This is a genomic window from Clostridium sp. FP2 (genome assembly GCF_011065955.2).
Lineage (GTDB): Bacteria > Bacillota > Clostridia > Clostridiales > Clostridiaceae > Clostridium_AD > Clostridium_AD tagluense.
In genome coordinates, this window is record NZ_JAAMNI020000001.1 from 2,288,922 (window position 1) to 2,310,563 (window position 21,642).

General features: G+C 31.5%; 16 protein-coding genes and 1 other annotated feature. Of the genes, 8 read left to right on the forward strand and 8 right to left on the reverse strand.

All coding sequences use genetic code 11. The features are described from left to right. Window positions 1–48: 48 nt before the first annotated feature. Window positions 49–1,419, reverse strand: coding sequence for an ISNCY family transposase (locus G9F71_RS10995; RefSeq protein ID WP_164948261.1), 1,371 nt, complete (start codon window positions 1,417–1,419; stop codon window positions 49–51). Window positions 1,420–1,617: 198 nt separating this feature from the next. Continuing rightward, window positions 1,618–1,923, forward strand: a binding site (T-box leader). Between the two features lie 136 nt (window positions 1,924–2,059). On the opposite strand from G9F71_RS10995, the gene lysS reads away from it, so the two are divergent. Next, on the forward strand, window positions 2,060–3,580 hold the full coding sequence (lysS, locus tag G9F71_RS11000) for a lysine--tRNA ligase (protein ID WP_164948260.1): 1,521 nt from the start codon (window positions 2,060–2,062) through the stop codon (window positions 3,578–3,580). Window positions 3,581–3,657: 77 nt separating this feature from the next. Here lysS and tlp read toward each other — a convergent pair whose 3' ends face one another. Further along, complete coding sequence (tlp, locus tag G9F71_RS11005) at window positions 3,658–3,885, reverse strand: small acid-soluble spore protein Tlp (RefSeq protein WP_164948443.1); 228 nt, start codon at window positions 3,883–3,885, stop codon at window positions 3,658–3,660. Window positions 3,886–4,170: 285 nt separating this feature from the next. Between tlp and G9F71_RS11010 the strand changes: the two genes are divergently transcribed. After that, window positions 4,171–5,109, forward strand: coding sequence for a sugar-binding transcriptional regulator (locus tag G9F71_RS11010; RefSeq protein ID WP_164948259.1), 939 nt, complete (start codon window positions 4,171–4,173; stop codon window positions 5,107–5,109). A 146-nt stretch (window positions 5,110–5,255) separates the two neighbouring features. Continuing rightward, entirely contained in the window at window positions 5,256–5,894 is a 639-nt protein-coding gene (deoC, locus tag G9F71_RS11015) for a deoxyribose-phosphate aldolase (protein WP_164948258.1), read from the forward strand. Window positions 5,895–5,955: 61 nt separating this feature from the next. Here the strand turns inward: deoC and brnQ are convergent, their stop codons facing one another. The 5 genes from brnQ to G9F71_RS11040 form a co-directional block, all read right to left on the reverse strand. Continuing rightward, window positions 5,956–7,257, reverse strand: a complete 1,302-nt coding sequence (gene brnQ / locus G9F71_RS11020) for a branched-chain amino acid transport system II carrier protein (RefSeq protein WP_164948257.1) — start codon at window positions 7,255–7,257, stop codon at window positions 5,956–5,958. 283 nt (window positions 7,258–7,540) lie between these two features. Beyond that, window positions 7,541–8,884 carry a sigma-54-dependent transcriptional regulator gene (locus G9F71_RS11025; RefSeq protein ID WP_164948256.1) on the reverse strand — a complete coding sequence of 448 codons (1,344 nt, stop codon included), beginning with the start codon at window positions 8,882–8,884 and terminating at the stop codon, window positions 7,541–7,543. Window positions 8,885–8,894: 10 nt separating this feature from the next. Beyond that, window positions 8,895–10,922: a transporter substrate-binding domain-containing protein gene (locus tag G9F71_RS11030; protein ID WP_164948255.1), complete on the reverse strand. Its 2,028-nt coding sequence runs from the start codon at window positions 10,920–10,922 to the stop codon at window positions 8,895–8,897. Window positions 10,923–11,051: 129 nt separating this feature from the next. Further along, the gene (locus tag G9F71_RS11035; RefSeq protein ID WP_164948254.1) at window positions 11,052–12,149 is read right to left on the reverse strand and encodes a WG repeat-containing protein; all 1,098 of its coding nucleotides are present in this window, start codon (window positions 12,147–12,149) and stop codon (window positions 11,052–11,054) included. Between the two features lie 196 nt (window positions 12,150–12,345). Continuing rightward, the gene (locus tag G9F71_RS11040) at window positions 12,346–13,950 is read right to left on the reverse strand and encodes an N-acyl-D-amino-acid deacylase family protein (protein WP_164948253.1); all 1,605 of its coding nucleotides are present in this window, start codon (window positions 13,948–13,950) and stop codon (window positions 12,346–12,348) included. A gap of 396 nt (window positions 13,951–14,346) precedes the next feature. Between G9F71_RS11040 and G9F71_RS11045 the strand changes: the two genes are divergently transcribed. From G9F71_RS11045 to G9F71_RS11065, 5 genes are all read left to right on the forward strand, one after another. After that, window positions 14,347–14,727, forward strand: coding sequence for a response regulator (locus G9F71_RS11045; RefSeq protein WP_125002239.1), 381 nt, complete (start codon window positions 14,347–14,349; stop codon window positions 14,725–14,727). Window positions 14,728–14,909: 182 nt separating this feature from the next. Then, entirely contained in the window at window positions 14,910–16,214 is a 1,305-nt protein-coding gene (locus G9F71_RS11050) for an MATE family efflux transporter (protein ID WP_125002241.1), read from the forward strand. 203 nt (window positions 16,215–16,417) lie between these two features. Beyond that, window positions 16,418–17,239, forward strand: coding sequence for a MerR family transcriptional regulator (locus G9F71_RS11055; protein WP_164948252.1), 822 nt, complete (start codon window positions 16,418–16,420; stop codon window positions 17,237–17,239). Window positions 17,240–17,480: 241 nt separating this feature from the next. After that, complete coding sequence (locus G9F71_RS11060; protein WP_164948251.1) at window positions 17,481–19,280, forward strand: N-acetylmuramoyl-L-alanine amidase; 1,800 nt, start codon at window positions 17,481–17,483, stop codon at window positions 19,278–19,280. A 33-nt stretch (window positions 19,281–19,313) separates the two neighbouring features. Continuing rightward, the gene (locus tag G9F71_RS11065; RefSeq protein ID WP_164948250.1) at window positions 19,314–20,942 is read left to right on the forward strand and encodes a tetratricopeptide repeat protein; all 1,629 of its coding nucleotides are present in this window, start codon (window positions 19,314–19,316) and stop codon (window positions 20,940–20,942) included. Window positions 20,943–20,967: 25 nt separating this feature from the next. On the opposite strand, the gene G9F71_RS11070 is transcribed toward G9F71_RS11065, so the two are convergent. Further along, window positions 20,968–21,612 (reverse strand): adenylate kinase, encoded by a 645-nt coding sequence (locus tag G9F71_RS11070; protein ID WP_164948249.1) that lies wholly within the window; start codon window positions 21,610–21,612, stop codon window positions 20,968–20,970. Window positions 21,613–21,642: the final 30 nt, after the last annotated feature.

The following is a 21,642-nucleotide window of genomic DNA, read 5'->3' on the forward strand; positions in this document are numbered from 1 at the left end:
GAAGATTGTCTTTTTCAAAGATCTAAAATGAACAGATTTTTAGTGTTTCTATGCTACATTATTGTTACGGTGAGCCTGTTTCTTTAAATACCGCTCAAATGAATCTTGTTTCCAAGGATGACTCATTGGTGGTATGTAGCGTTTGCTAGGTTGGGTATTTGGAACTGCTAAATCAAAGTTTTTGGAGGAGAGTTCATGTCCAGGTAATAAATCTAGCGCATAAACTTTCTCATCTACACACAAGAAAATCTCGCCATTAAATGATTGAATTACCGTTCCAACTGTTCCTTTGCGATAATGTACAGGATATCCATTGCAATCAACAGGCAAATAATAATTCTTTTTAAATTTGATACAACTTCCGTTATCTACCTTCCTACTGGTCAATACGGCAAGTGTTAAGTTGATTTTTTCAATATCAGGTTGCGTTTCAAAGACAGATTTGATATTATCAACAGGTAATGCAAACTGAGCATTGAATTCTTTTATGTAGGAGTTTAAGAATTCGTTTGCTTGCTCAATTGTGTTTATACCAGCTAGTCGCATTTCCAATGGGAGGCGTGATTGTAACGTCTGAAACATTCTTTCTACGCGTCCCTTGGCTTGCGGAACACTACTGGTTTTAATTTCTATACCCAATTGTTTACATGCGTAGCTAAACTGTGTAAATGTGTCCTCTTCAACTGAAGGGGAACTTTTTTGCTTATATCCAAAGACAGTACGTCTATCAGTGAATAGCATGTAGGGAATACCATAGTTAGTAAGTACTTGGTGTAGTACATGATAATATCCATTTAAAGTTTCTTGTGGATCAAAATAAGAACCCACAATAGCGCCAGTAGCATCATCTACTGCGATATGCAGCTGAGTTTTCTCGTTACCGAACCAAAGATGTACAGAAGCATCCATTTGAAGCATTTCGCCTGCATAAGCACACCTTGGACGTCTAGGATGTGCATCTTCGGCAGCAATTATGGAACTTTGGATTTTAGCAATTTCTTTTATAGAAGTAGTTGAATTTTGCAGTTCTTTTAATTCGGCCTTGATCCTTTTTCTTGTAGCACGATTCGCCTTAGGGGACAGGATGAAATCCTGCATAAGGATAGAATGAATGGTGCTAGCTGAAACCGTTATATTCTCGTGCTTTTTTAGCAATTCGGAAAAGTGGGTAATATTAGCTTCAAAGTATTTAGTACAGTATAAATCTAGGATTAACTGCTTTGTATTAGCATCAAGGGCATGCGCAGGCTTTCGCCCTCGATTACCATGAATAAAGAATCCTTTTCCACTTTCTTTATACCCCTTAATCATTCTGTTAATATGCCTAACTGAACAATTGAGAGCGATAGCTGCTCGCTTTTTATTGCCATCTGTTTCTATTAATTTTTTTATAGTAGAGTACTTATCCATTTCTTCCATAGTTAAATTCACCTTTCTTATTATCAGCACCTCATTTCTAGTCATGAGGTTTATTATACAATGTTTTCATATTTGGGACATAATCAAATGTGGTATAGTAAGACATTATCATAAACGGATCATAAAAATTAAGGTTACAATAACTGGAATAGTTGACATTGAAAAATATTTATGATAGAATACTGAAAATATACAAGTATAGAGACGATGATGAGAAGAGTAGATATAGTGATTTTTTTACAGAGAACTCCCGTTTGCTGAGAAGGAGGAAGAATTAATTATCGAAAAAGGCCTTTGAGTTTCACATTGAGCCTAATTTTTAGGGGTAGACTGTGCCGGGAGCTCCCGTTATAGAGCTATAGTATAAGCATTATTTAGCGATATTTTAAAGTCGTTGATGAAGCCACTTTAGTGGATTCTTTATGCCGTACTTTACAAGTTCAATATGGTGACATATTGATAAACTGGGGTGGTACCACGAAAATAGATACTCTCGTCCCCAAGACTATATTGTCTTGGGGGTGAGAGTTTTTTTATTTTAAAAAATTATAAAATCTGAAAGTACGTTAATTATTATGATTAATTTTATAATTTCAGGCTTGGAAAGCATTAAAATATTAATAAAAAAGGTGGTATTATTATGTTTAGAAATTATGTTAATATTGAAAATTTAAAAACTATTATGTCAGATGCAAATGAATTTGTTGTTGAGAGAGTTAAAAAATTAAATGAACTGATGCAGCAAGGTGTAAATCCATATCCATACAGTTTTAAAAATATGACACATTCTAAAATTATCATAGATAACTTTGAAAATATAAGTGAAGATCAATCCTTTGTTGTAGCTGGAAGAATAATGCTTATGAGAAAAATGGGAAAAGTAGTATTTTTAACATTAAGAGATCAAGAAGGGGACATTCAAGCGTATTTTAATAAAACAGTTTTGGGCGAGGAGAAATTCGAGTTTTTGAAACTTATTGATATCGGAGACATAATTGGAGTAGAGGGGACTGTTTTTAGAACAAAAACAGGAGAAATTACAATAAGATCAAATAATGTGACAATGTTATCAAAATCCATAAGACCACTTCCAGAAAAATTTCATGGTATTCAAGATGCTGACTTAAAACAAAGACACCGTTCACTGGATATGATTATGAATAATGAAGTAAAAGAAAGATTTATTAAACGCTCAAAGGCAATGGGTGCTATTCGTGAATTTTTAGATAAGCAAGAGTTTATTGAAGTAGAAACCCCAATTCTTGATACCAAATATGGCGGTGGAGAGGCAAAGCCTTTTGTTACATTTGTAAATGCAATAGATTCTGAAGTATATATGAATGTATCTCCAGAGCTTTATTTAAAAAGACTTATGGTTGGTGGAATTGAGAGAGTTTATACACTTGGAAGATCCTTTAGAAATGAAGGGATTGACAGAACACATTATCCAGAGTTTACTCTATTTGAATGTTATATGGCGTATGCAGATTATAAGGATATGATGCAACTTATGGAAAATCTTTATGAGTATGTTTTTAATAAAATAAATGGCTGCACAAAAGTTTCTTGTGATGGTGTAGAGATAGATTTTAAAGCACCCTGGAGAAGAGCTACTATGTGTGATTTAGTAAAAGAGGAAACCGGAATAGACGTAGAACACATGTCAAGAGAAAAAATTGCCAAAAGTATAAATGAAAAAGGTTTACTAGTGGAAAAACAGCAGGTAGGCCTAGTTATACAAGAAGCGTCAAAAGGGGAACTTATTATAGAGTTATTCGAAGGATACAGTGAGGGCAAGCTTATACAACCTACTTTTGTAATGGATTATCCGGCTGAATCTTCACCACTTTGCAAAGTGCATAGAATCAGTCCAGAACTTATAGAAAGATTTGAACCTTTTGCTTATGGAGTTGAGCTTGGGAATGCTTACTCGGAGCTTAATAATCCACTAAGGCAGAGAGTGCTTTTACATGAACAAGCAAATAAGCTAAGGGCTGGGCTTGAAACAGCGAGTCCAATGGATGAAGAATTTGCTGTGGCTATTGATACTGGTATGCCACCAGCAGGAGGACTAGGAATTGGTATTGATAGAATGATTATGTTCTTAACAGGAGCTTATTCAATTAAAGATGTTATAGCATTTCCTTTGGTAAAAAGATAATAAGATAGGGACAGTTAATAACTAATTGCCTTAAAGTGCAATTAGTTATTAACTATTCCATTTTCTTAAATTTGAATCTATCTATACCCGTTTCTTTTATCTATTGACTCGTCTCTCATTTCTGATTTCATACCATTAATAGCATCTTCTCTTCTATCATTTTTTTCTTCTAGTGTTTTTTTCATTTTTCCATCATCTGTTTTTTCAATAGCTTCCTGGGTAAGATGAAAATTTTCAATAGTATTACTAATATTATGTTGTATTTTATCTACATTATCGCGTCTATCATCTGGTTTGTTTTTTATCATAATTTCATATCTCCTTTGTGTGATTTAATAATTTATCCATTATTATTATATCTATAAAGATATTTATTATACGCAAAATAAAAATACTTAATTTCGCTTAATCGACTTCTACTTATAATAGTTATATCAACAATTGAGTATTATTTTAGGAAAGATATGGTATGATATTAATATAATGCTTAAGGAAGTGGGAGGGACGAGTGTATCATTTTGTTAAATGCATTTTTTGAAATCGGAGAAGAGATTACAAGTCCTATATTAATTATAACGGGAGATTAAAAAATGGAAAAAGATAAAGATAGACAAAGTATAAATGTTGCAAGATTGTATTATCAATCAGAATACAATCAAGATCAAATTGCAAAGCTACTCAATATTTCTAGGCCTACAGTATCAAAGTTATTGAATTATGCAAAGGAAAGAGGTTATGTTACTATTCAAATTAATGATCCATCAGATATATCGGATGATTTATCAATAGCCCTAAAAAATAAGTATAATTTGGATGATGCTATTGTTGCCTATTCTCCATTAAATAATGATGATGAAATAAAAAAACATATAGGGCGTGCTGCAGCTGAGTATTTACATAGTATTGTTAAAGATGACGATATTATTGGAATAAGCTGGGGAACAACTATGTATGCTATAGCCACGCATTTAGTTGAAAAAAAATTAAAGGGTGTTCAAGTTGTACAACTTAAAGGAGGATTAAGTCATACTGATATTAATACATATGCTCCAGAGGTGAATAAATTGTTTACAAATGCCTTTCATGCGAAGGGAAGATCGTTACCATTGCCGCTTATATTTGATACACCAGAATTAAAAACAATTACAGAAAAAGATAGTCATATAAATAAAATAATTGAAATGGGTAAGCAAGCAAATATTGCTGTTTTTTCCATAGGTACAGTTAAAGATGATGCATTATTATTTAAACTAGGTTATTTTAATAAAGAGGAGATAAAGCGCATTCAGGAGAATGCAGTTGGTGATGTATGCTCAAGGTTCTTCAACAAGAAGGGTGAAATATGTGATGAAAAAATAAATAGTAGAATAGTTGGAATAGAACTGGAAGAATTGAAAAACAAAGAACGAACTATTTTGGTGGCAGGTGGAGAAAGAAAAATTGAAGCTTTGCATGGTGCATTAAGTTCAAGAATAGCGAATACACTAGTAACAGACGAATTCACTGCTAAATTATTGCTTATAGAATAATAGAAAAGGGCTACTGAATATTCCTCAGTAGCCTTTTTCTGACAATAAAGCAAGGAACAATAGAACAAATGTAAAAATGTTATTTTACATTTGTTCTATTAAGTGCTATTATAAATGTATAGACAAAATACAAGGAGTTGTAAGAAATGAAAATATCTAAGTATATCGACCACACAATACTAAAACCAGAGGCAACGAAGAAGGATATTTTAAAAATTATTGAAGAGGCTAAAACTTATGATTTTGCTTCAGTTTGTATTAATACAAGTTGGGCTAAGCTTGCGCATGAACAATTGAAAGATTCAAATGTTAATGTTTGCGTTGTTGTAGGTTTCCCACTAGGAGCAGCTTCTGTAGCTTCTAAAGTATATGAAACAAAAGTTGCTATTGAAGATGGCGCTGATGAAGTGGATATGGTTATTGCTATTGGACAACTTAAATCAGGAAATGATGATTATGTAAGAGATGAAATTAAGAAAGTTGTGGAAGCTTCTGGAGATAAATTAGTTAAAGTAATTATAGAGACATGTTTATTAACAGATGAGGAAAAAGTTAGAGCATGCATTTTAGCTAAAGAAGCTGGTGCAGGTTATGTGAAAACTTCTACTGGATTTTCAAAGGGCGGAGCAACAGCACAGGATGTTAAGCTAATGAGAGAAACCGTTGGATTTGATATGGGAGTTAAAGCTTCTGGAGGCATTCATACTAAAGAGGAAATGCAAGATATGATAAAAAATGGAGCTTCAAGAATTGGTGCAAGCTGTGGAATAGAGCTTGTAAAATAATTGTTTATACAATAAAAAAACAACATTCTAGTAATAGAATGTTGTTTTTTTATTGATATATTTATGCTACTTCTGATTCTACTTTTACAGCATCGTCTTTTGATTTTATTGAAATGCTGGCAATTACAAAAACTATTAAAGTAGGTACAGCCCATGCGAATCCTGCACTGGCTAGAGGAATAGATTTAATGAATCCAATGCTATTTGGATATATACCATTTATAGTATCTAAAATACTTACAAATAGCGCTGTGTAGGTTGTTATAGCAACAACCTTATTGTTTTTAACTTTATCACCAAGCAATGTAATAAGTATAAGAACAATTACAATTGGGTATAAAATTTGTAGTACAGGACCTGCGAGTGAAATTATAGCATCAACATTCTTTGTAGCTATTCCACCACTTACAACAGCCATAACAACAGCAGCAGTTTTGTAAGATATTTTATTATTTGAAAGATTAGCAAAGAATTCTGCTCCACTTGCAAGTAATCCTATAGCAGTTGTTAAGCATGCAAGAGCAACACATAAACTAAGAACAACGGCACCAATACTTCCTAGGTCTAACTTAACAAGTTCTGTAACTAGTTTAGTTCTAGCTATATCTGCTGGAAACAAAGTACTTGTTTGTGTTCCAAGATACATAAGTCCACCATATACAAAGGCCAGTCCAGCTACAGCAACTAGTGCTGATTTTATAGTCATCTTCATTATATCAGTTGCATTTTCATAACCTTTTGATCTAACAGATGAAATGATTATTCCTGCAAATATAACAGAAGCCATAGCATCCATTGTTTGATAACCTTCTATTAAAGCTTTTGATAATCCACCTTTGTAAGATGTATTTACAATTGGTCCAATAGGATCTATTATTCCTTTAAATATAATTATAGCTAGCATTAATAAAAGTGCAGGTGTAAGTATTTTACCTATATTATCGATTATTGAAGAAGGTTTAAGCACAAATGCAAGTGTTATTGCAAAGTACAATACAACTATTATGTTTTGTGACACAGATGGAAATAGAGGATGTATTCCAAGTTCGAAAGTTGTTGCAGCAGTTCTTGGAATTGCAAATAACGGTCCTATAACAAGAATTAAGGCTACACCGGTTATTGCAGCAAATTTTTTACCTACTCTATTGGCCATTTTGTCATAAGTACCATTAATTTTGGCACAGGCAATTACTCCAGCTAGTGGAAGACCAACTCCTGTAATGAGAAAACCTATTATGGATGCAAGAAATGCGCTTCCAGCAGCTTTTCCGAGGAATGGTGGAAAAATCAGGTTCCCTGCACCGAAAAACATTGCAAATAGTGCAAAACCTATAACAACTGCATGTTTTGTTGAATTTTTCATATAAGAATACCTCCAGATGAATAAATTTTTGTAATACTTAGATCATTAATAAATGACTTGTGATTATTTCCTTTACTACTCTATGTAGCAATTACTATGCCGAAATCTTTTAATTTTCGAATTTTTCTGAAAAAAGTTTAAAACTCTAGTAAAAATTAGTACGTGTCTATATTTATTAGGATTATTTTTTAGAATGCAGTTGTAAATGTTTACTGTTAATTTCTATCTTCATAATAAAGCGGGAAATTTTTTTCCACCTAACCTGGAAAAAAATTTCCCGCTTTTACTTTTGTATCTCATATTCATTGACTTTATTTTGTAGCTGTCTTCGAGTGATACCTAATACTGTTGCTGTTTTTGTCATACTAAAGTTATTTTTGGCAAGGACTGTTTCTATGTATTTTTTTTCTATTGCAGACCTAAATGCTTTTAATGTTTGATCACCTTCACAGTCTGTAGCTGGAACTTCATGTATTAGCAAATCATCTTTTGATATTACACCATTTTCACTAAATACTACCAGCCTTTCGATTATGTTTTTAAATTCTCGTATATTGCCTGGATAGTCATACTGGTTTAAATATTCCCAAACTTCAGGCTCTATGGTGTGTATTTCCTTCTTCATTTGCATGGAGGCCTTAGTTATGAATTTACTAGCCAAATCATATATGTCTTCTTTATGTTCCCTTAAAGGTGGTATTTCAATGATGATGGTGTTGATTCTATAGTAAAAATCTTCTCTAAATAGTCCTTGGTCTATTAGTTTTACTATAGATTTATTGGTGGCTGTTATCAGTCTAAAGTCAACGGGTGTAGTTATGTTGCTACCTATTTTTTCTATTGCCCTCTCTTCAATAACTCTTAGTAATTTGATTTGTGTGGATAATGGCATGTCAGCTATTTCATCTAGAAATAAGGTTCCCATGTTAGCTGATTCAAATCTACCAATTCGATCTTCAGTGGCACCAGTGAAAGCTCCCTTGCTATGTCCAAATAGTTCGGATTCTAATACACTTTCAGATAGCGCATGACAGTTCACTGCTACAAAGGGTTTATTTTTGCGCTGGCTCTGAGTATGGATGTAGTTTGCAAATACCTCTTTTCCTACTCCAGATTCACCAAGCAAAATGACGTTAACGGTTGTTTCGGCTACTTTTCGAGCCATATCTATAATTTTTTTGAATTCTCTATTTTCTGACTCAAGAAGTGAGTTTTCTTTTTTATCATATGTTTTAGAGTGTAGTTCTGATTTTTTGTACTCTTCATATACTTTTTCTATTTCGTCTATTAGTTCAACAGGATCATTTCCTTTTACAAAATAAGATAATGCTCCTTTTTTCATGGCATCTACTGCGGTAGGTACAGTAGCATATGCAGTCATGACTATGACTTTGATATCTTTATTTAATTCTAATGTTTTTTCTAAAAGTTCTATGCCGTTCATTCCATCCATCATTAAATCCGTCACTACCATCTGATATTTTTTGTTCCTTATTTTTTCTAGAGCATCTTCTGCTGAGCGTACTGTTTCTATGAGATATCCCTCAATTTCAAGTATTTTAGCTAGTCCTTTTGAGTATGCGGCTTCATCATCTACTATTAATATTCCATAATTTTTATTCTTCATTTGTTATCTCCTATTTCAATATTAGTATGGGTCCCTGCATCTTTGTTGGAAGTGTGACTATAAACTTTGAGCCTTCCCCAATTTTACTTTCCACTCTAATAGTTCCCTCCATTTTTTGTACTTCGTTATAAACAATAAATAGCCCAAGTCCTGTGCCTTCGCTCACTTGCTTAGTGGTGTAGAATGGATCAAATAAGTACATTTGCGTATTTGAATTCATGCCTGTGCCTGTGTCAGATACTTCTATGATTATATTTCCAAGTTTTTTGAATGCTTGAACCTGAAGTATACCGCCTTGCTTCATGGCATCCCTGGCATTTGAAAAAAGATTTAGCAAGACATGTTTCAGTGATTCACTATATAGTTCTACTTCTAAATCTCTTTCCACCTCTAACTTGAATTCTATATGTTTTTCCTGCAAGGCTTTTTTATTAAGTTCATAAAGATTTGATATGAAATCTTTGACTTGTATGCTATGCACTTTGTTATCAGAAAGCCTTGAAAAATTTAAAAGATTATCTATGATTTTATTGGCTCTAGTCACTGAAGTTTCTATTATATCTATTGCCTCTTTTTTATCTTCTTCTTTTTCCATACGCTTAAGTAAATAGGTATAGTTCCTAATGATTCCAAGAGGCGTCCTGATTTCGTGTGCAATGCCTGCAGCAAGCTGCCCTACTGCAGCCATTTTACTTGATTGTAACATTCTTTGTTCTGAAAGTTTTAGATCAGTGATATCTTCCATCATGACAAGTACTCGCTCTCTAGTGTTTGGTACTTTATCTAACAGATAAGTTCTCACTTTGAATGTTCTATTTTGATATTCTACTGCTTTTTCTATTGAAGTTCTGGTTTCAAATATATCTTTAATGAGGCAGACCTCACAGTTACTTCCTAGTATTCCGTTAACATTTTTGCAGTGCATATGTTTCACTTCATCTACGGTGTACCCTATATACTTGCAAAATGCTGTATTAGATTCTGACACGCAGCAGTCCTCGTTTACAACTACCATTAAATGAGTGGTAAGTCCATTGAAAGTAGTTTCTAATTCATTTTTTGATATATTAAGTGCATTTGTTTGTTTTTTGACTTCCTTTTTTAATTCTCTGTTCCAGTAGTAAAAAAATAGTGCGACTAGCATTGCTAGGAGTACAGCATATTTAACTAAAAGCATATATTTTTCAGCATTTTTATTTTTCATGATTAGCGGTGATTTTCCAAACCACTTTTCATCTATTCTTTCCATAGTATTATCCTTTTGCAGCTGGTATATTGCTTTGTTAATTATTTTTACTAATATTTCATTGCCTATTTTTACTCCTATTACCGCGTCTCTTTCGTACAAGTATTCATTTAGTATTGAATATTCGCGGCTGAGACCTTCCCCAGTCAAATAATAGTTTATTACTGACTCATCTCCAAGGACCGCATCTACTTTACTCTTTTGAAGGAGGCTAATAGCATCTCTTAGATTGTCAGTTTTAACTCCACGTACATCAGTATAATTTTCAGCTAAATGATCAAATACATAGTCTCCTTTTATTGCCGCTATAGTTTTTCCTTTTAAATCTCGAGGTGTTTTTATACTAGTATTATCTTTTTTTGTTAATACAGCCCCTCTTTGATAGTATATGGGGCTCGTAAATATAAAGTTGTGTGCGCGCTCAGTGGAAGCGTGCATATCACAAAAATCTATATCTCCACTTTCAAGGGCCTTAAGGGCTTCATTCCAAATCATAGGTTTCATCTTTATTTTGACTCCTAGTTCTATAGAAAGAGCATTGATGTAATCTATTACAAGCCCTTCATATTGTCCGCTATCAGGATTTAAATATCTTAGCGGTGGAGTAGTTTGATCTGATCCATATATCAAGCCGCCATGTTCTTTCAAATATGCTATTTCGGAGGCATTTAGGCTATTGTCTGTTGTAAGATACTCGGCTATGCTCATGTTGTGCTCTATCTTGAAATAACTATTCGTAAATATAAGTACAGTCATTATAATTAAAAATCCTAATATATATTTTTTCTTCATTATTTTTTTCACCCTATATTATTATAACAGTGAATCTGTAAATTTGCTTAGCTTATTATTTAAAATATATAAAAAAATAGAAGTACCCATTTTGGATACCCCTATGCACAATTTGCTTTGAGTTTTAGATTATTTAGTAAGAGGATTCATAATAAATCCCCATTTACCGCCAAGGTAAACCATTGCTAAGCCTTCACTAAAACTACCTGCAACATTAAATTGAGGTTTAATAAGGATTTTGCCAGTTTTATCAACAAATCCGTATTTGCCATCAACGCTAACCGTTGCTACATCCTCACTGAAAACATCTGCAAAGTCAAATTGAGGTTTACAAATGATTTTACCAGTTTTATCAATAAACCCATATTTACCATTAAGTTTAACCTTTGCTATCCCTTCATTGAAAAGATTTACCTCATCAAATTGAGGTTCACAAACGATTTTACCGGTTTTATCAATAAAGCCCCATTTATCATTAACACAAAGCTTTGCCAAATCTTCTTTGAAGTAGTCGGATTTACCAGAAAAATCAATGTTCAAACCTTCATCGGAATTATACATATTACCAAATTCATTTTTAACAACTAGATCAGTAATTTTACCGGTTTTAGTAGTAAATTTATAATTACTACCAACTTTAACTATTGCGAGACCTTCACTGAAATTACCTGTCTTATTAAAATTAGTTTTAATATCTGTATTACTGGTTCTATCAACTAATATACCTTTATCACCAAATATTGATAAACCTTCACTTAAATCATATATCAAGTTAAATTCAGGTTCACAAACAATTTTACCGGTTTTGTCGATATATCCATATTTACCACTGATTTTAACTTTTGCTAAACCATCGCTGAAATCATATAACTTATCAAATTGAGGTTCACAAACAATTTTACCAGTTTTATCAATAAATCCATATTTACCATCCACAGAAACTATTGCGAGGCCTTCGCTAAACTTATCTATAGTATTAAATTTAGTCTCACAAACAATTTTACCAGTTTTATCAATAAGTCCATATTTACCATCGACTCTAACTTTTGCCAAACCTTCACTGAAATCATATACCTTATCAAATTGAGGTTTAATTGCATATTTAAACTCTGCTGGAGTTGTTATTTTAGTTGTTGTTTGAGCAAATACCTGAATTTTAAATGTATTTACTAATAATATACTTAGCAAAAGTATAAAAAAAGTACTTGTTAGCATTTTTTTTCTCATTTTATTTCCCCCTAAATACATTTTCTATTTGATAATAATACTAACATACCTATATTGTTAATTCAATCTTATTAATGCATCATTTTCCAAAAATTAAAATATAATTAGCATGATTTCGCCAGTTTTACCATTGCTCAATAAAACTTTAATACCTACATAACAAGTAGATATAGTAAATACTTATTTCTTTAAAATTCTACAAAAAATTATAAACTTTTCCATAGCCACATTTACATACTATACTGTTTTTTACTGCAATTTTACCATTTAATACAACAAATTTAATTCCCACAGGTGCTGTGGTTGGTTTAAAGTAATTCTCAAAACCTTTGATTTCATTTAAATCAAATAAAACTATATCAGCAGTTTTACCTACAGCTATTTCTCCTATATTTTTAAGTCCTAAGGTTTTTGCAGGCAGATATGATGTCTTATATATAGCGGTCTCAAGAGAAAGGGCCTTTTTATCTCGCACAAATTTACCTATAAAAAGTGGGTAGTTTCCATAAAGCCTCGGATGTGGATTTCCACCTGGTATACTGTCTGATCCTACCATTTGTAGTGGATGATTTATTAGTTTAATGGTATCCTCTTCTGAAAATACATTTAGAGTTACTACTGCTACCCCAAATTTTTCTTCCATAAGTAGCTGCAGCGCAAAATCTATGGGATCAATACCTAAATCTTTAGCAATGTTACCTACAGTCTTTCCAACGTATTTTAAATTTTCCTTTTCTTTTACTGAAGTTATAAGTATGCCATCCCAACCTGTAATTAAGCTATAATTGTCCCAGCCACTATAATGAGTTTTAGGGCTTTTAAGTTCTTCTTTAAGTTTTAGGACAACTTTTTTATCTTTAAGCCTTTTACCCATTTCTTCACTTCCACCAGTAGTAATCCAGGGTGGTAAAAGCTGAGTCATAAGAGTGCTTCCTGATAAATACAAATGCTCGTCAAAGGTTATTTTAATTCCATTAGCTACTGCACTATCTATATAACTTATAAGATTTTTAGCATCACAACCCAAATCCTTTGAGTTATAAGACCTCAAGTGTGAAATGTGAAGACGTGCCTTAGACTGCTTTGCTATATAAATTATTTCCTCTAGAGCATTTGTTATAGTATCATCATGATTTCTAAGATGAACCATAACAATTCCATCATACTTAGCTATAATACTACATATAGCTATTAATTCATCTTTTGTGCTGAAAATTCCAGGTAGGTATTGAAGTCCTATAGACATGCCAAAAGCACCAGCTTTCATAGCATCCTCTGCTATATTACACATGGTGTTAATCTCCTCTTTAGTTGCTATTCTACTATCAAAGTTCATAACACTTGATTTAATTGCTCCATGGGAAATTAGAATTGCAAAATTATTTTTTAGCTCTATTGAAGATATTTGACGTATATAGTCATAAAGATTAGAGAAGCTCCAATTAAGTGAGGGGTCTCCAACTACTCCTCTTATATAGTTTTTCCATATGTTATTTTCTTTTTCAATACAAGGAACAACCCCTAAGCCACATTGTCCTACAAGCTCGGTGGTTACACCTTGCATTAGTTTTAAATTTTGTATTTTTTCATCCATAAAAGGTACTAAATCATTATGACTGTGCACATCAATAAACCCTGGGCAAACTACAAGTCCATTAGCATCAATGATTTCTAAGGCTTGTTCATCAATATTACTTTTGATTTTTATTACTTTTCCATCTTTTATCCCTAAACTTCCTTTATAAGAAGCATTACCTGTACCGTCTACTATACAACCGTTTTTTATTATTATATCTAACATCTCGATTCATCCCCTTATTTAAAATATAATACTTTACATATTTTTATGCAATAAAAACCGTAGCTACCTTAGAAATTTCTATGAAGCTATATAATTTTTTTAGTAAAATGCATAATAGAATAGTTCAAGAATATAACCAGGTTTATGCTACTTAAATTACTGTAAATTTGTCATTTTTTATACTTTTATGTATTGGTATGATATAATAAGTATAACTTTTTTATTGTTTTTGAAATTTTATATTAATATTTTATTATAATATACGATAAATATATTATAAGTAAGGGTTTTCTACTTTAGCAAAGAAAAGCTTCAGCGCAAGTCTAAATCGCCTTCTGAAGCTTTTAATATTACATATCAAAGGTAATGATAATATAACAAGGGGGGAATTAAAAAATGAACAAAGAATCAAAGAATATTTTAATTATTGATGATTCTATAAGTATTAGAAACTTTATAAGGGGTATTTTAGAACAATCAGGTTATAGAATATATGAGGCATGTGATGGAGAAGAAGGTATAGAATTATTTAAAAGCATGGGAAATATTGATTTAGTAATTACTGATGTATATATGCCTAAAAAAACAGGAATAGAAGTGGTAATTGAGCTAGGCAAGGAGTATAAGAATACAAAAATGATTGTACTTTCAGATGGTGGAAAATATAATTTTATTGATGAGTTAGGTTTGTGTGAGGCATTTGGAGCTATTTGTTTTATGAAGAAGGAGTTCGTGAAGGATTCTTTGGTTGAATTGGTAAATAGAGTGCTAAGATAAGTCAAATAAAAACATCCAATTTTGCAAAGCGAACTGGATGTCTTTATTATGTTAATATACTTTTATCTGCTACTTCCATGTTTAGTAACACTTTTTCTTATTGAAAAAATAAGTTGACTCTATAGTAACAATATAGTTTATACTAGGAAAAGTGTGAAAATAATGAGAAAAGGTGGATATTTATGACGAAAAAATTTTTCAAATACGCTGTTCCATCAGCAATCGCTATGTTTATTTCTTCAATGTATACAGTTATCGATGGAATATTCGTAGGTCAAGGTGTTGGAGATTCAGCATTAGCAGCAGTTAACATAGTGTTACCATTTACAGTTTTGTTATTTGGACTCGCTTCTATGTTTGCAATAGGTGGAGGAGCTCTAGTCTCTAAAAATTTCGGAGCAAACAATACTGAAAAGGCAGTAAATATATTTAGACAAGTGTTTAAGTTCTTACTAATACTTAGTATTGGAATAAGTATAATAGGTGCCTTCTTTACAGAAGGAATAGTGAATTTGCTAGGAGCAACACAGAAATTGCAAACTATGTCCGTAGAGTATTTAAGGTTTTATGCACTATTTTGTATTCCTAATTTAGCAGGAATAGTTCTTAGTAGTTTTGTTAGAAATGATGGTAGACCGAAACTTGCAATGGTATCTACAATATGCGGTGCGGTAACCAATATAATATTAGATTATGTATTTATATTTCAACTTGGTTTTGGAATAAAGGGAGCAGCTATTGCTACTGGACTTGGTCAAATAGTTACAGTATGTATGTTATTACCTCATTTCTTAAAAGGAAAAGGTCAATTAACTTTTGGGAAGGTAAGACTTAATAAAGAAATTATTAAAGAGTTTTCACTAATAGGTTTCCCATCATTCTTTGCGCAAGCAAGTTATTCAATAATTGTGTTATTGCATAATATAGCTTTAGCAAAATATGTTGGGGACGTGGGGATTTCTGCATATAGTATAATAAATTATTTAACTACAAATATATATATGGTTCTTTACGGAATAACACTAGGAGTACAACCACTTTTAAGTTATAACTATGGAAGAAAAGATGCTGAGAAACTTATAGGATTCTTTAAAATAACCTGTATATCATCACTTTTGATAAGTGGAGCTTTTGTTATAACAAGTTTTGTTTTTGGACAGAACCTTATAGGAATATTTACATCAGATCCATATATAGCTAAACTCGCTTATAGGGCACTTAGAGTAGCAAGTTTTAGTTATTTTGTAGTAGGATTAAATCTAAATACTCTTGTATACTATCAAGCTATAGAAAAACCAATGTATTCAAATATAAGCTGCATATGTAGATCGGTTATTTTCTTGCCAATATGTTTATTTATATTTGGAAGTATGTTTGGAATAAATGGGATATGGATAAGCGCAACAGTATCTGAAAGTTTAACATTTATAACTATAAAATTAATTGCTAATGTAAAAACTTCCACACAAGCAGTTTTTGCTGAATAGACTTTCGGTGCTTAAATGAAAATAATAGTTTGAAAATTTCTTATAAAAAGGAAAAATAGTAGTATAATAATACTATGCCTAAAGTAATTTAGGCGTAGTTTTTTATTTGCAAAAATCAAGTGTGAATAAAGTATCTTAAAAAATAGATTAGCATATGTACTAGTTATTTTATGAAAATTATTAAACACAAGTGAGGTGAGAATATGGGGACAAATTTTTCAATAGGAGAAATGTCAAAGTTACAAAATCTATCAATTCAAACATTGCGATATTATGATAAAGTTGGACTACTAAAACCTTCATATATAAATGAAAAAAGCAGATACAGATATTATTCTGCTAAACACTTAGTAATACTTGATTTAATAAAACAGTGTAAGGCTATGGGTTTATCCTTAGAGGAGATAAAGCAGTTAATAGAAAATTATACTTCATTTGATTCTATACTTAATATAATAAGTAAGCAAAAGGAAATGATAGATGCTAAAATAAAAGAATTAACCATAGTGAAAAATAATATTAATTTTTTGGAGCAGCGTATAAAAAATTCTTTAGAAGAAGGCATTGACCATGTTTTTATTAAATATAATCAAGAAAGAAAATTTATTAAATATAATAATACAAAAAGGTATACAGAAGAGTTTGAAATAAATTTAAGTGAAATATTAGTATCTATGGAACAGAAGTATAGCAGTTCAAATAAAGAACTTGCTTTTGCTGTATCCTATGAAGACATAAAAAAATATGATGAACTAATATATAATAATATGTTAATTAGTGTTTCTGAATCTATTGCAAATGATGATAATAATTTAATAACTTTGCCAAAGGGCGAATATATAACATTAAATTTTGATGATGATTATAAGGATACAAGTAAGTATTATAAAACTCTTATTGAGTATATGGATAAAAATAATGTTGAAGTAAGTGGAGATTTTTATGAAGTATATATAATGACTAGAGTTGGGAATGATGGTAAGGAAAGATCTTTAGGACAAATTCAAATATTAAAGAAAAAATAAGGGCACTGACGGAAACTTGTAATTGGGACAAGTATATAGTTAGAAAAATATAATGGTAAGAATTGTTTATCCCAAATTGAAACGAATAGTTAAAACAAACGTATTATAAAGTGGAAGAATATTTTATAAGACTACTGATTATCAAGCAATTTCACATTTTAATTTACATTTATATTTAAGATTATTCAAATAATGATATAATAATTAAATATGAAAACTATAAAGATTTAGGAGGAGTTATATGAAAAACATTTTTAAAACATTTATAATTATGATCGTAACTTTTGCATTGTGTATACCTATGCAAATAATAGTAAAGGCTAGTACATTTACAGATATGGGTTCTAAAAAGGATGTGGTAGTTAGTAAACCTTGGACAGTGAGTTTTAATAAACCTCTGAGTGCTACTACTGTGAATACTACAAACATTAAGATGGTTGGAGAAAATAATGAATACATAGATATTAAAGTTAGTTTAGCTAATAGTAATAAAAATGTGGTAGTTGAACCAGTGAAAAATTATGAATATAATAAGACATATACTTTGATAGTGACAAACCAGGTTAATTCTGCTGACGGAAAATCTCTTCCAAGTGAAGTTAGAATGAATTTTACTACTAAAAGTGCCCCTACAAAACCAAGTGAGTTCACTGTATGTATAGACCCAGGTCAGTACTATAAAGCAATTACTGGCATAAATGGTGTTAAGGCTAAGGATATAAATTTAAGTACAGCGTTAAAACTAGGTAACATACTAAAAACAAGAGGGTTTAACGTAGTATACACAAGAAACAGTGATTCAGTATCTTGGAATCAGAGTGATGAGGATGAGGCAAAAGCTAAAATTGCTACCACTGCAAAAGCGGATCTATTTTTAAGTATAAACACTAATTCCTATACTTCAAATACTCCGAAAGGAATTGAAACATATTATAAAGCGGGTGCTAGTAGTAATAAGATGCTTGCGACTTCAATTCAAGATGAATTAATAAAAGCAACACAAGCTACTAATAGGGGGATAAAAGAAGCAAGTAACGAAGCAAACTTAGGAATATTAAATAAGATAAGTTGCCCCGCAGTAGTTTTGGAATTAGGGTTCCTGACCAATCCAGATGAAGAGATATTATTAAGTAGTGCAGAATATCAAAATAATGAGGCAAAAGCTATAGCTAATGGATCAATGAAATATGCTGGATTTGCGAATTCCGATACTAATTACGATTCTATTTTTAAAGTATCTTCAGTTGGAGATATAAAGACCAACATAGAACAAGGTGGTAAATATATCTTCCCTAAAACTGTACAAGCTACTATGAGTAATAACTCCAAAAAAGATGTAGATGTAGTTTGGAATAGTAATTCACTAGATACAAGCAAGGCTGGAGTATATACATTTCAAGGAACTATTAAAGACAGTACTATAAAAGTTAATTTGGTAGTAAATGTAATAGCAACTACCCAAAAGAAATACAAAGTAGTTTTAGATGCAGGACATGGAGGATATGATCCCGGAGCAACAGGACCAACGGGAATTAATGAGAAGGACATAACACTTGCAATTACTTTAAAGGTTGGAAGTATATTAGTTAAGAATGGTGTTGACACAGTATACACAAGAACTAGTGATAATATAGCTTGGTCCACAAATGAAGCTCAAAATCTTCAAGCAAGATGTGATATATCTAATGCAGCTAAACCAGATTATTTTGTAAGTATTCATGAGAATAGCTTTTCAGCTCTAACAGCTAGTGGCATTGAGACTTATTATTTCAGTGGTAGTGTAGCTGGACAAAAGCTGGCTCAAGCTGTACAAACCGAACTAATCAAAGAAACTGGAAGAGTAGATAGGGGTCTTAAAACTACTACTGGTTTATATGTTATAAAAAATGTAGATGCTACTTCTATACTGGTGGAGACATCATTCATTTCTAATCCAGAAGAAGAAAAACTATTAACTACAGATGCATATCAATATAAATTAGCTAAGGCGATTGCAACAGGTATTCTTAAGAGTTTAGGAATAAGTAATATAGTATTTTAAACCATTTTATTTTTCTATTTAGGGGGAATTGTTTTGTCAAACAAAATTAAACAGTACAATATTCATAGAGACCTTGAGACAACAAGTGAGGAGCATACCGATATTATAATCGAAGCTGAAAAACAATTATCACAATCCATGCTATGGAAGCTGCAGAAAGATTTTTTCTCAAATCAGGGTCCAGAAGCCTGGACCCTGGGAATTGTGCCTCAATATATAACGACTAATCCTTATATAGCGAACTTATATGCTAAAACTATATTTGGATATTGCAGAGATTATGTTACAAGAACTGATATAGATAAAAACTCTACTATATACATAATGGAGCTTGCGTCAGGAGTGGGTCGATTTACCTATACTTTCCTTAAAAGATTCTTGCATATAATAGAAAATTCTTCTCTAAAAGGGTTGAAATTTAAATATATAGTAACTGATTTTTCTGAAAAAAACATTGAATATTGGCAAAACCATAGCTTTTTAAAACCCTATTTTGATTGTGGAATACTTGACTGTGCAACCTTCGATATAGCTAAAGATGATCAGCTTAAATTAAGAAACAGTGGTGAAATTTTAGCCCGCGGAAAGCTTAAAAATCCTTTGATCTTAATCGCTAATTATACCTTTGACAGTCTTCCACAAGATACCTTTTATGTAAACAAGGGAGAAATTTTTGAAGGTTTGATTACAGTAACTTCTCCAAAAGTAAAGGCTGATGCTGAAGATAAATCCATACTGGCCGGCTTAGATTATTACTATACAGACAACCAAATCCAAGGTGGAAATTACTATGAAGATGATAATTTTAATGATATCCTTGTATATTATAAAAATCACTTGGAAGATACATCCTTTTCACTTCCAATAATGGCTATGAGATGTATTTCTAGATTAAAAAGATTATTTAATGATGACATAATTTTAATTTCTGCGGATAAAGGTTATAAAGATGAAAAGGCTATGTTGAAAAATTCTCATCCATTTTTATCAAAACACGGATGTATTTCTATGACTGTTAACTTTCATTCATTGGAACAGTATTTCAAAAATATTGGTGGGAAAGCCATTCATAGCATATATGAACATGAAAATATAAACATGTCTTTGTTTGTATTAACAAACAGTTCTCATAATTTCGTAGAAACCACAATGGCATATAATGAGATTATCGAAAGTATAGGACCAGATGATTTTTATATTTTAAAAAAAGCAGTAGTGCCTCTAAGTGAATCTCTAGAGACTAAAGAGATACTAACCTTTCTTCGATTTACTGTATGGGATGCAAGAACATTTCAAGAAGTTTATAACATACTACTTGAAAGAATAGATACGGAGGAAAACTTTCCTACTGAAGAATTGATTATGGTAATGAATAAAGTTTGGGAGCACTATTTTCCTATTGGTGAAGAGGGGGATTTAGCATACTATATAGGCTTATTGTTTAGTTATATTGGTAATGATAATGATGCTTTAAGATTTTTTCAATATTCATATGAATTATATGGTGCTACGTCTGAAATCTATTATAGGATTGGAGTTTGCTTTTATAATCTAAGAAAAATTGAAAAAGCGCTAGAGTACACAGAAAAATCATTGGCCTTAGACCCAATTTTCAAAGAGAGCATAACACTTAAAAGTTTAGTCCAAGACCAAATAAGCTAAAACATTGAAGCTTTATTAAAATATATTAATTATCTAGTATTAAAAAGATATTTTTTGAAACGGTAAGTATATCATCTCTACCATCAACTGTAGATAAAGAATGATTAGTTTTATAGTAATCTATTAGAGGATGGGTCTGAGTAGTATAAACATTAAGTCTTTCTTTAACCGTCTCTTCATTATCATCATTTCTTTGAATTAATTTTCCGCTACAAAAGTCACAGATACCTAATTCTTCCGGTGGATTAAATTTTATATGATAACTTGATCCACAGGAAGAACATATCCTTCGTCCAATGTTTCTTTCAAGTATAAACGCTGTAGGAACATCGATTAGAAGTACAACATCCAAGGTATTATTAATACTTTGTAGAAATTTAGCAAGTTCCTCTGCTTGAAAAACTGTCCTTGGAAATCCATCTAATAGAAAGCCATCTTTGCAATCCTCTCTTACTAGTCTATCTTCTACTACTTGAATAGTTAAATCATCAGGCACTAACTGTCCCTTATCAATATATTTTTTTGCTTGTACACCAAGTGGAGTACAGGTTGAAATGTTCATTCTAAAAATATCTCCAGTTGATAGATGGGGTATGTTGTATTTCTCACATATTAGATTTGCTTGAGTACCTTTTCCAGCTCCAGGGGCACCTAATAAAATCATTCTCAAAATAACACCTACCTTTATTTTTGTATTTTT

Bases quoted from the DNA above. Each gene is read 5' to 3' on its own strand.
- G9F71_RS11055 (WP_164948252.1), top strand. From the start codon at position 16,418: ATGGGGACAAATTTTTCAATAGGAGAAATGTCAAAGTTACAAAATCTA.
- G9F71_RS11045 (WP_125002239.1), top strand. From the start codon at position 14,347: ATGAACAAAGAATCAAAGAATATTTTAATTATTGATGATTCTATAAGT.
- G9F71_RS11040 (WP_164948253.1), bottom strand. From the start codon at position 13,950: ATGTTAGATATAATAATAAAAAACGGTTGTATAGTAGACGGTACAGGT.
- lysS (WP_164948260.1), top strand. From the start codon at position 2,060: ATGTTTAGAAATTATGTTAATATTGAAAATTTAAAAACTATTATGTCA.
- brnQ (WP_164948257.1), bottom strand. From the start codon at position 7,257: ATGAAAAATTCAACAAAACATGCAGTTGTTATAGGTTTTGCACTATTT.
- G9F71_RS11030 (WP_164948255.1), bottom strand. From the start codon at position 10,922: ATGAAGAAAAAATATATATTAGGATTTTTAATTATAATGACTGTACTT.
- G9F71_RS11010 (WP_164948259.1), top strand. From the start codon at position 4,171: ATGGAAAAAGATAAAGATAGACAAAGTATAAATGTTGCAAGATTGTAT.
- G9F71_RS11025 (WP_164948256.1), bottom strand. From the start codon at position 8,884: ATGAAGAATAAAAATTATGGAATATTAATAGTAGATGATGAAGCCGCA.
- G9F71_RS11060 (WP_164948251.1), top strand. From the start codon at position 17,481: ATGAAAAACATTTTTAAAACATTTATAATTATGATCGTAACTTTTGCA.
- G9F71_RS11035 (WP_164948254.1), bottom strand. From the start codon at position 12,149: ATGAGAAAAAAAATGCTAACAAGTACTTTTTTTATACTTTTGCTAAGT.
- deoC (WP_164948258.1), top strand. From the start codon at position 5,256: ATGAAAATATCTAAGTATATCGACCACACAATACTAAAACCAGAGGCA.
- G9F71_RS11050 (WP_125002241.1), top strand. From the start codon at position 14,910: ATGACGAAAAAATTTTTCAAATACGCTGTTCCATCAGCAATCGCTATG.
- G9F71_RS10995 (WP_164948261.1), bottom strand. From the start codon at position 1,419: ATGGAAGAAATGGATAAGTACTCTACTATAAAAAAATTAATAGAAACA.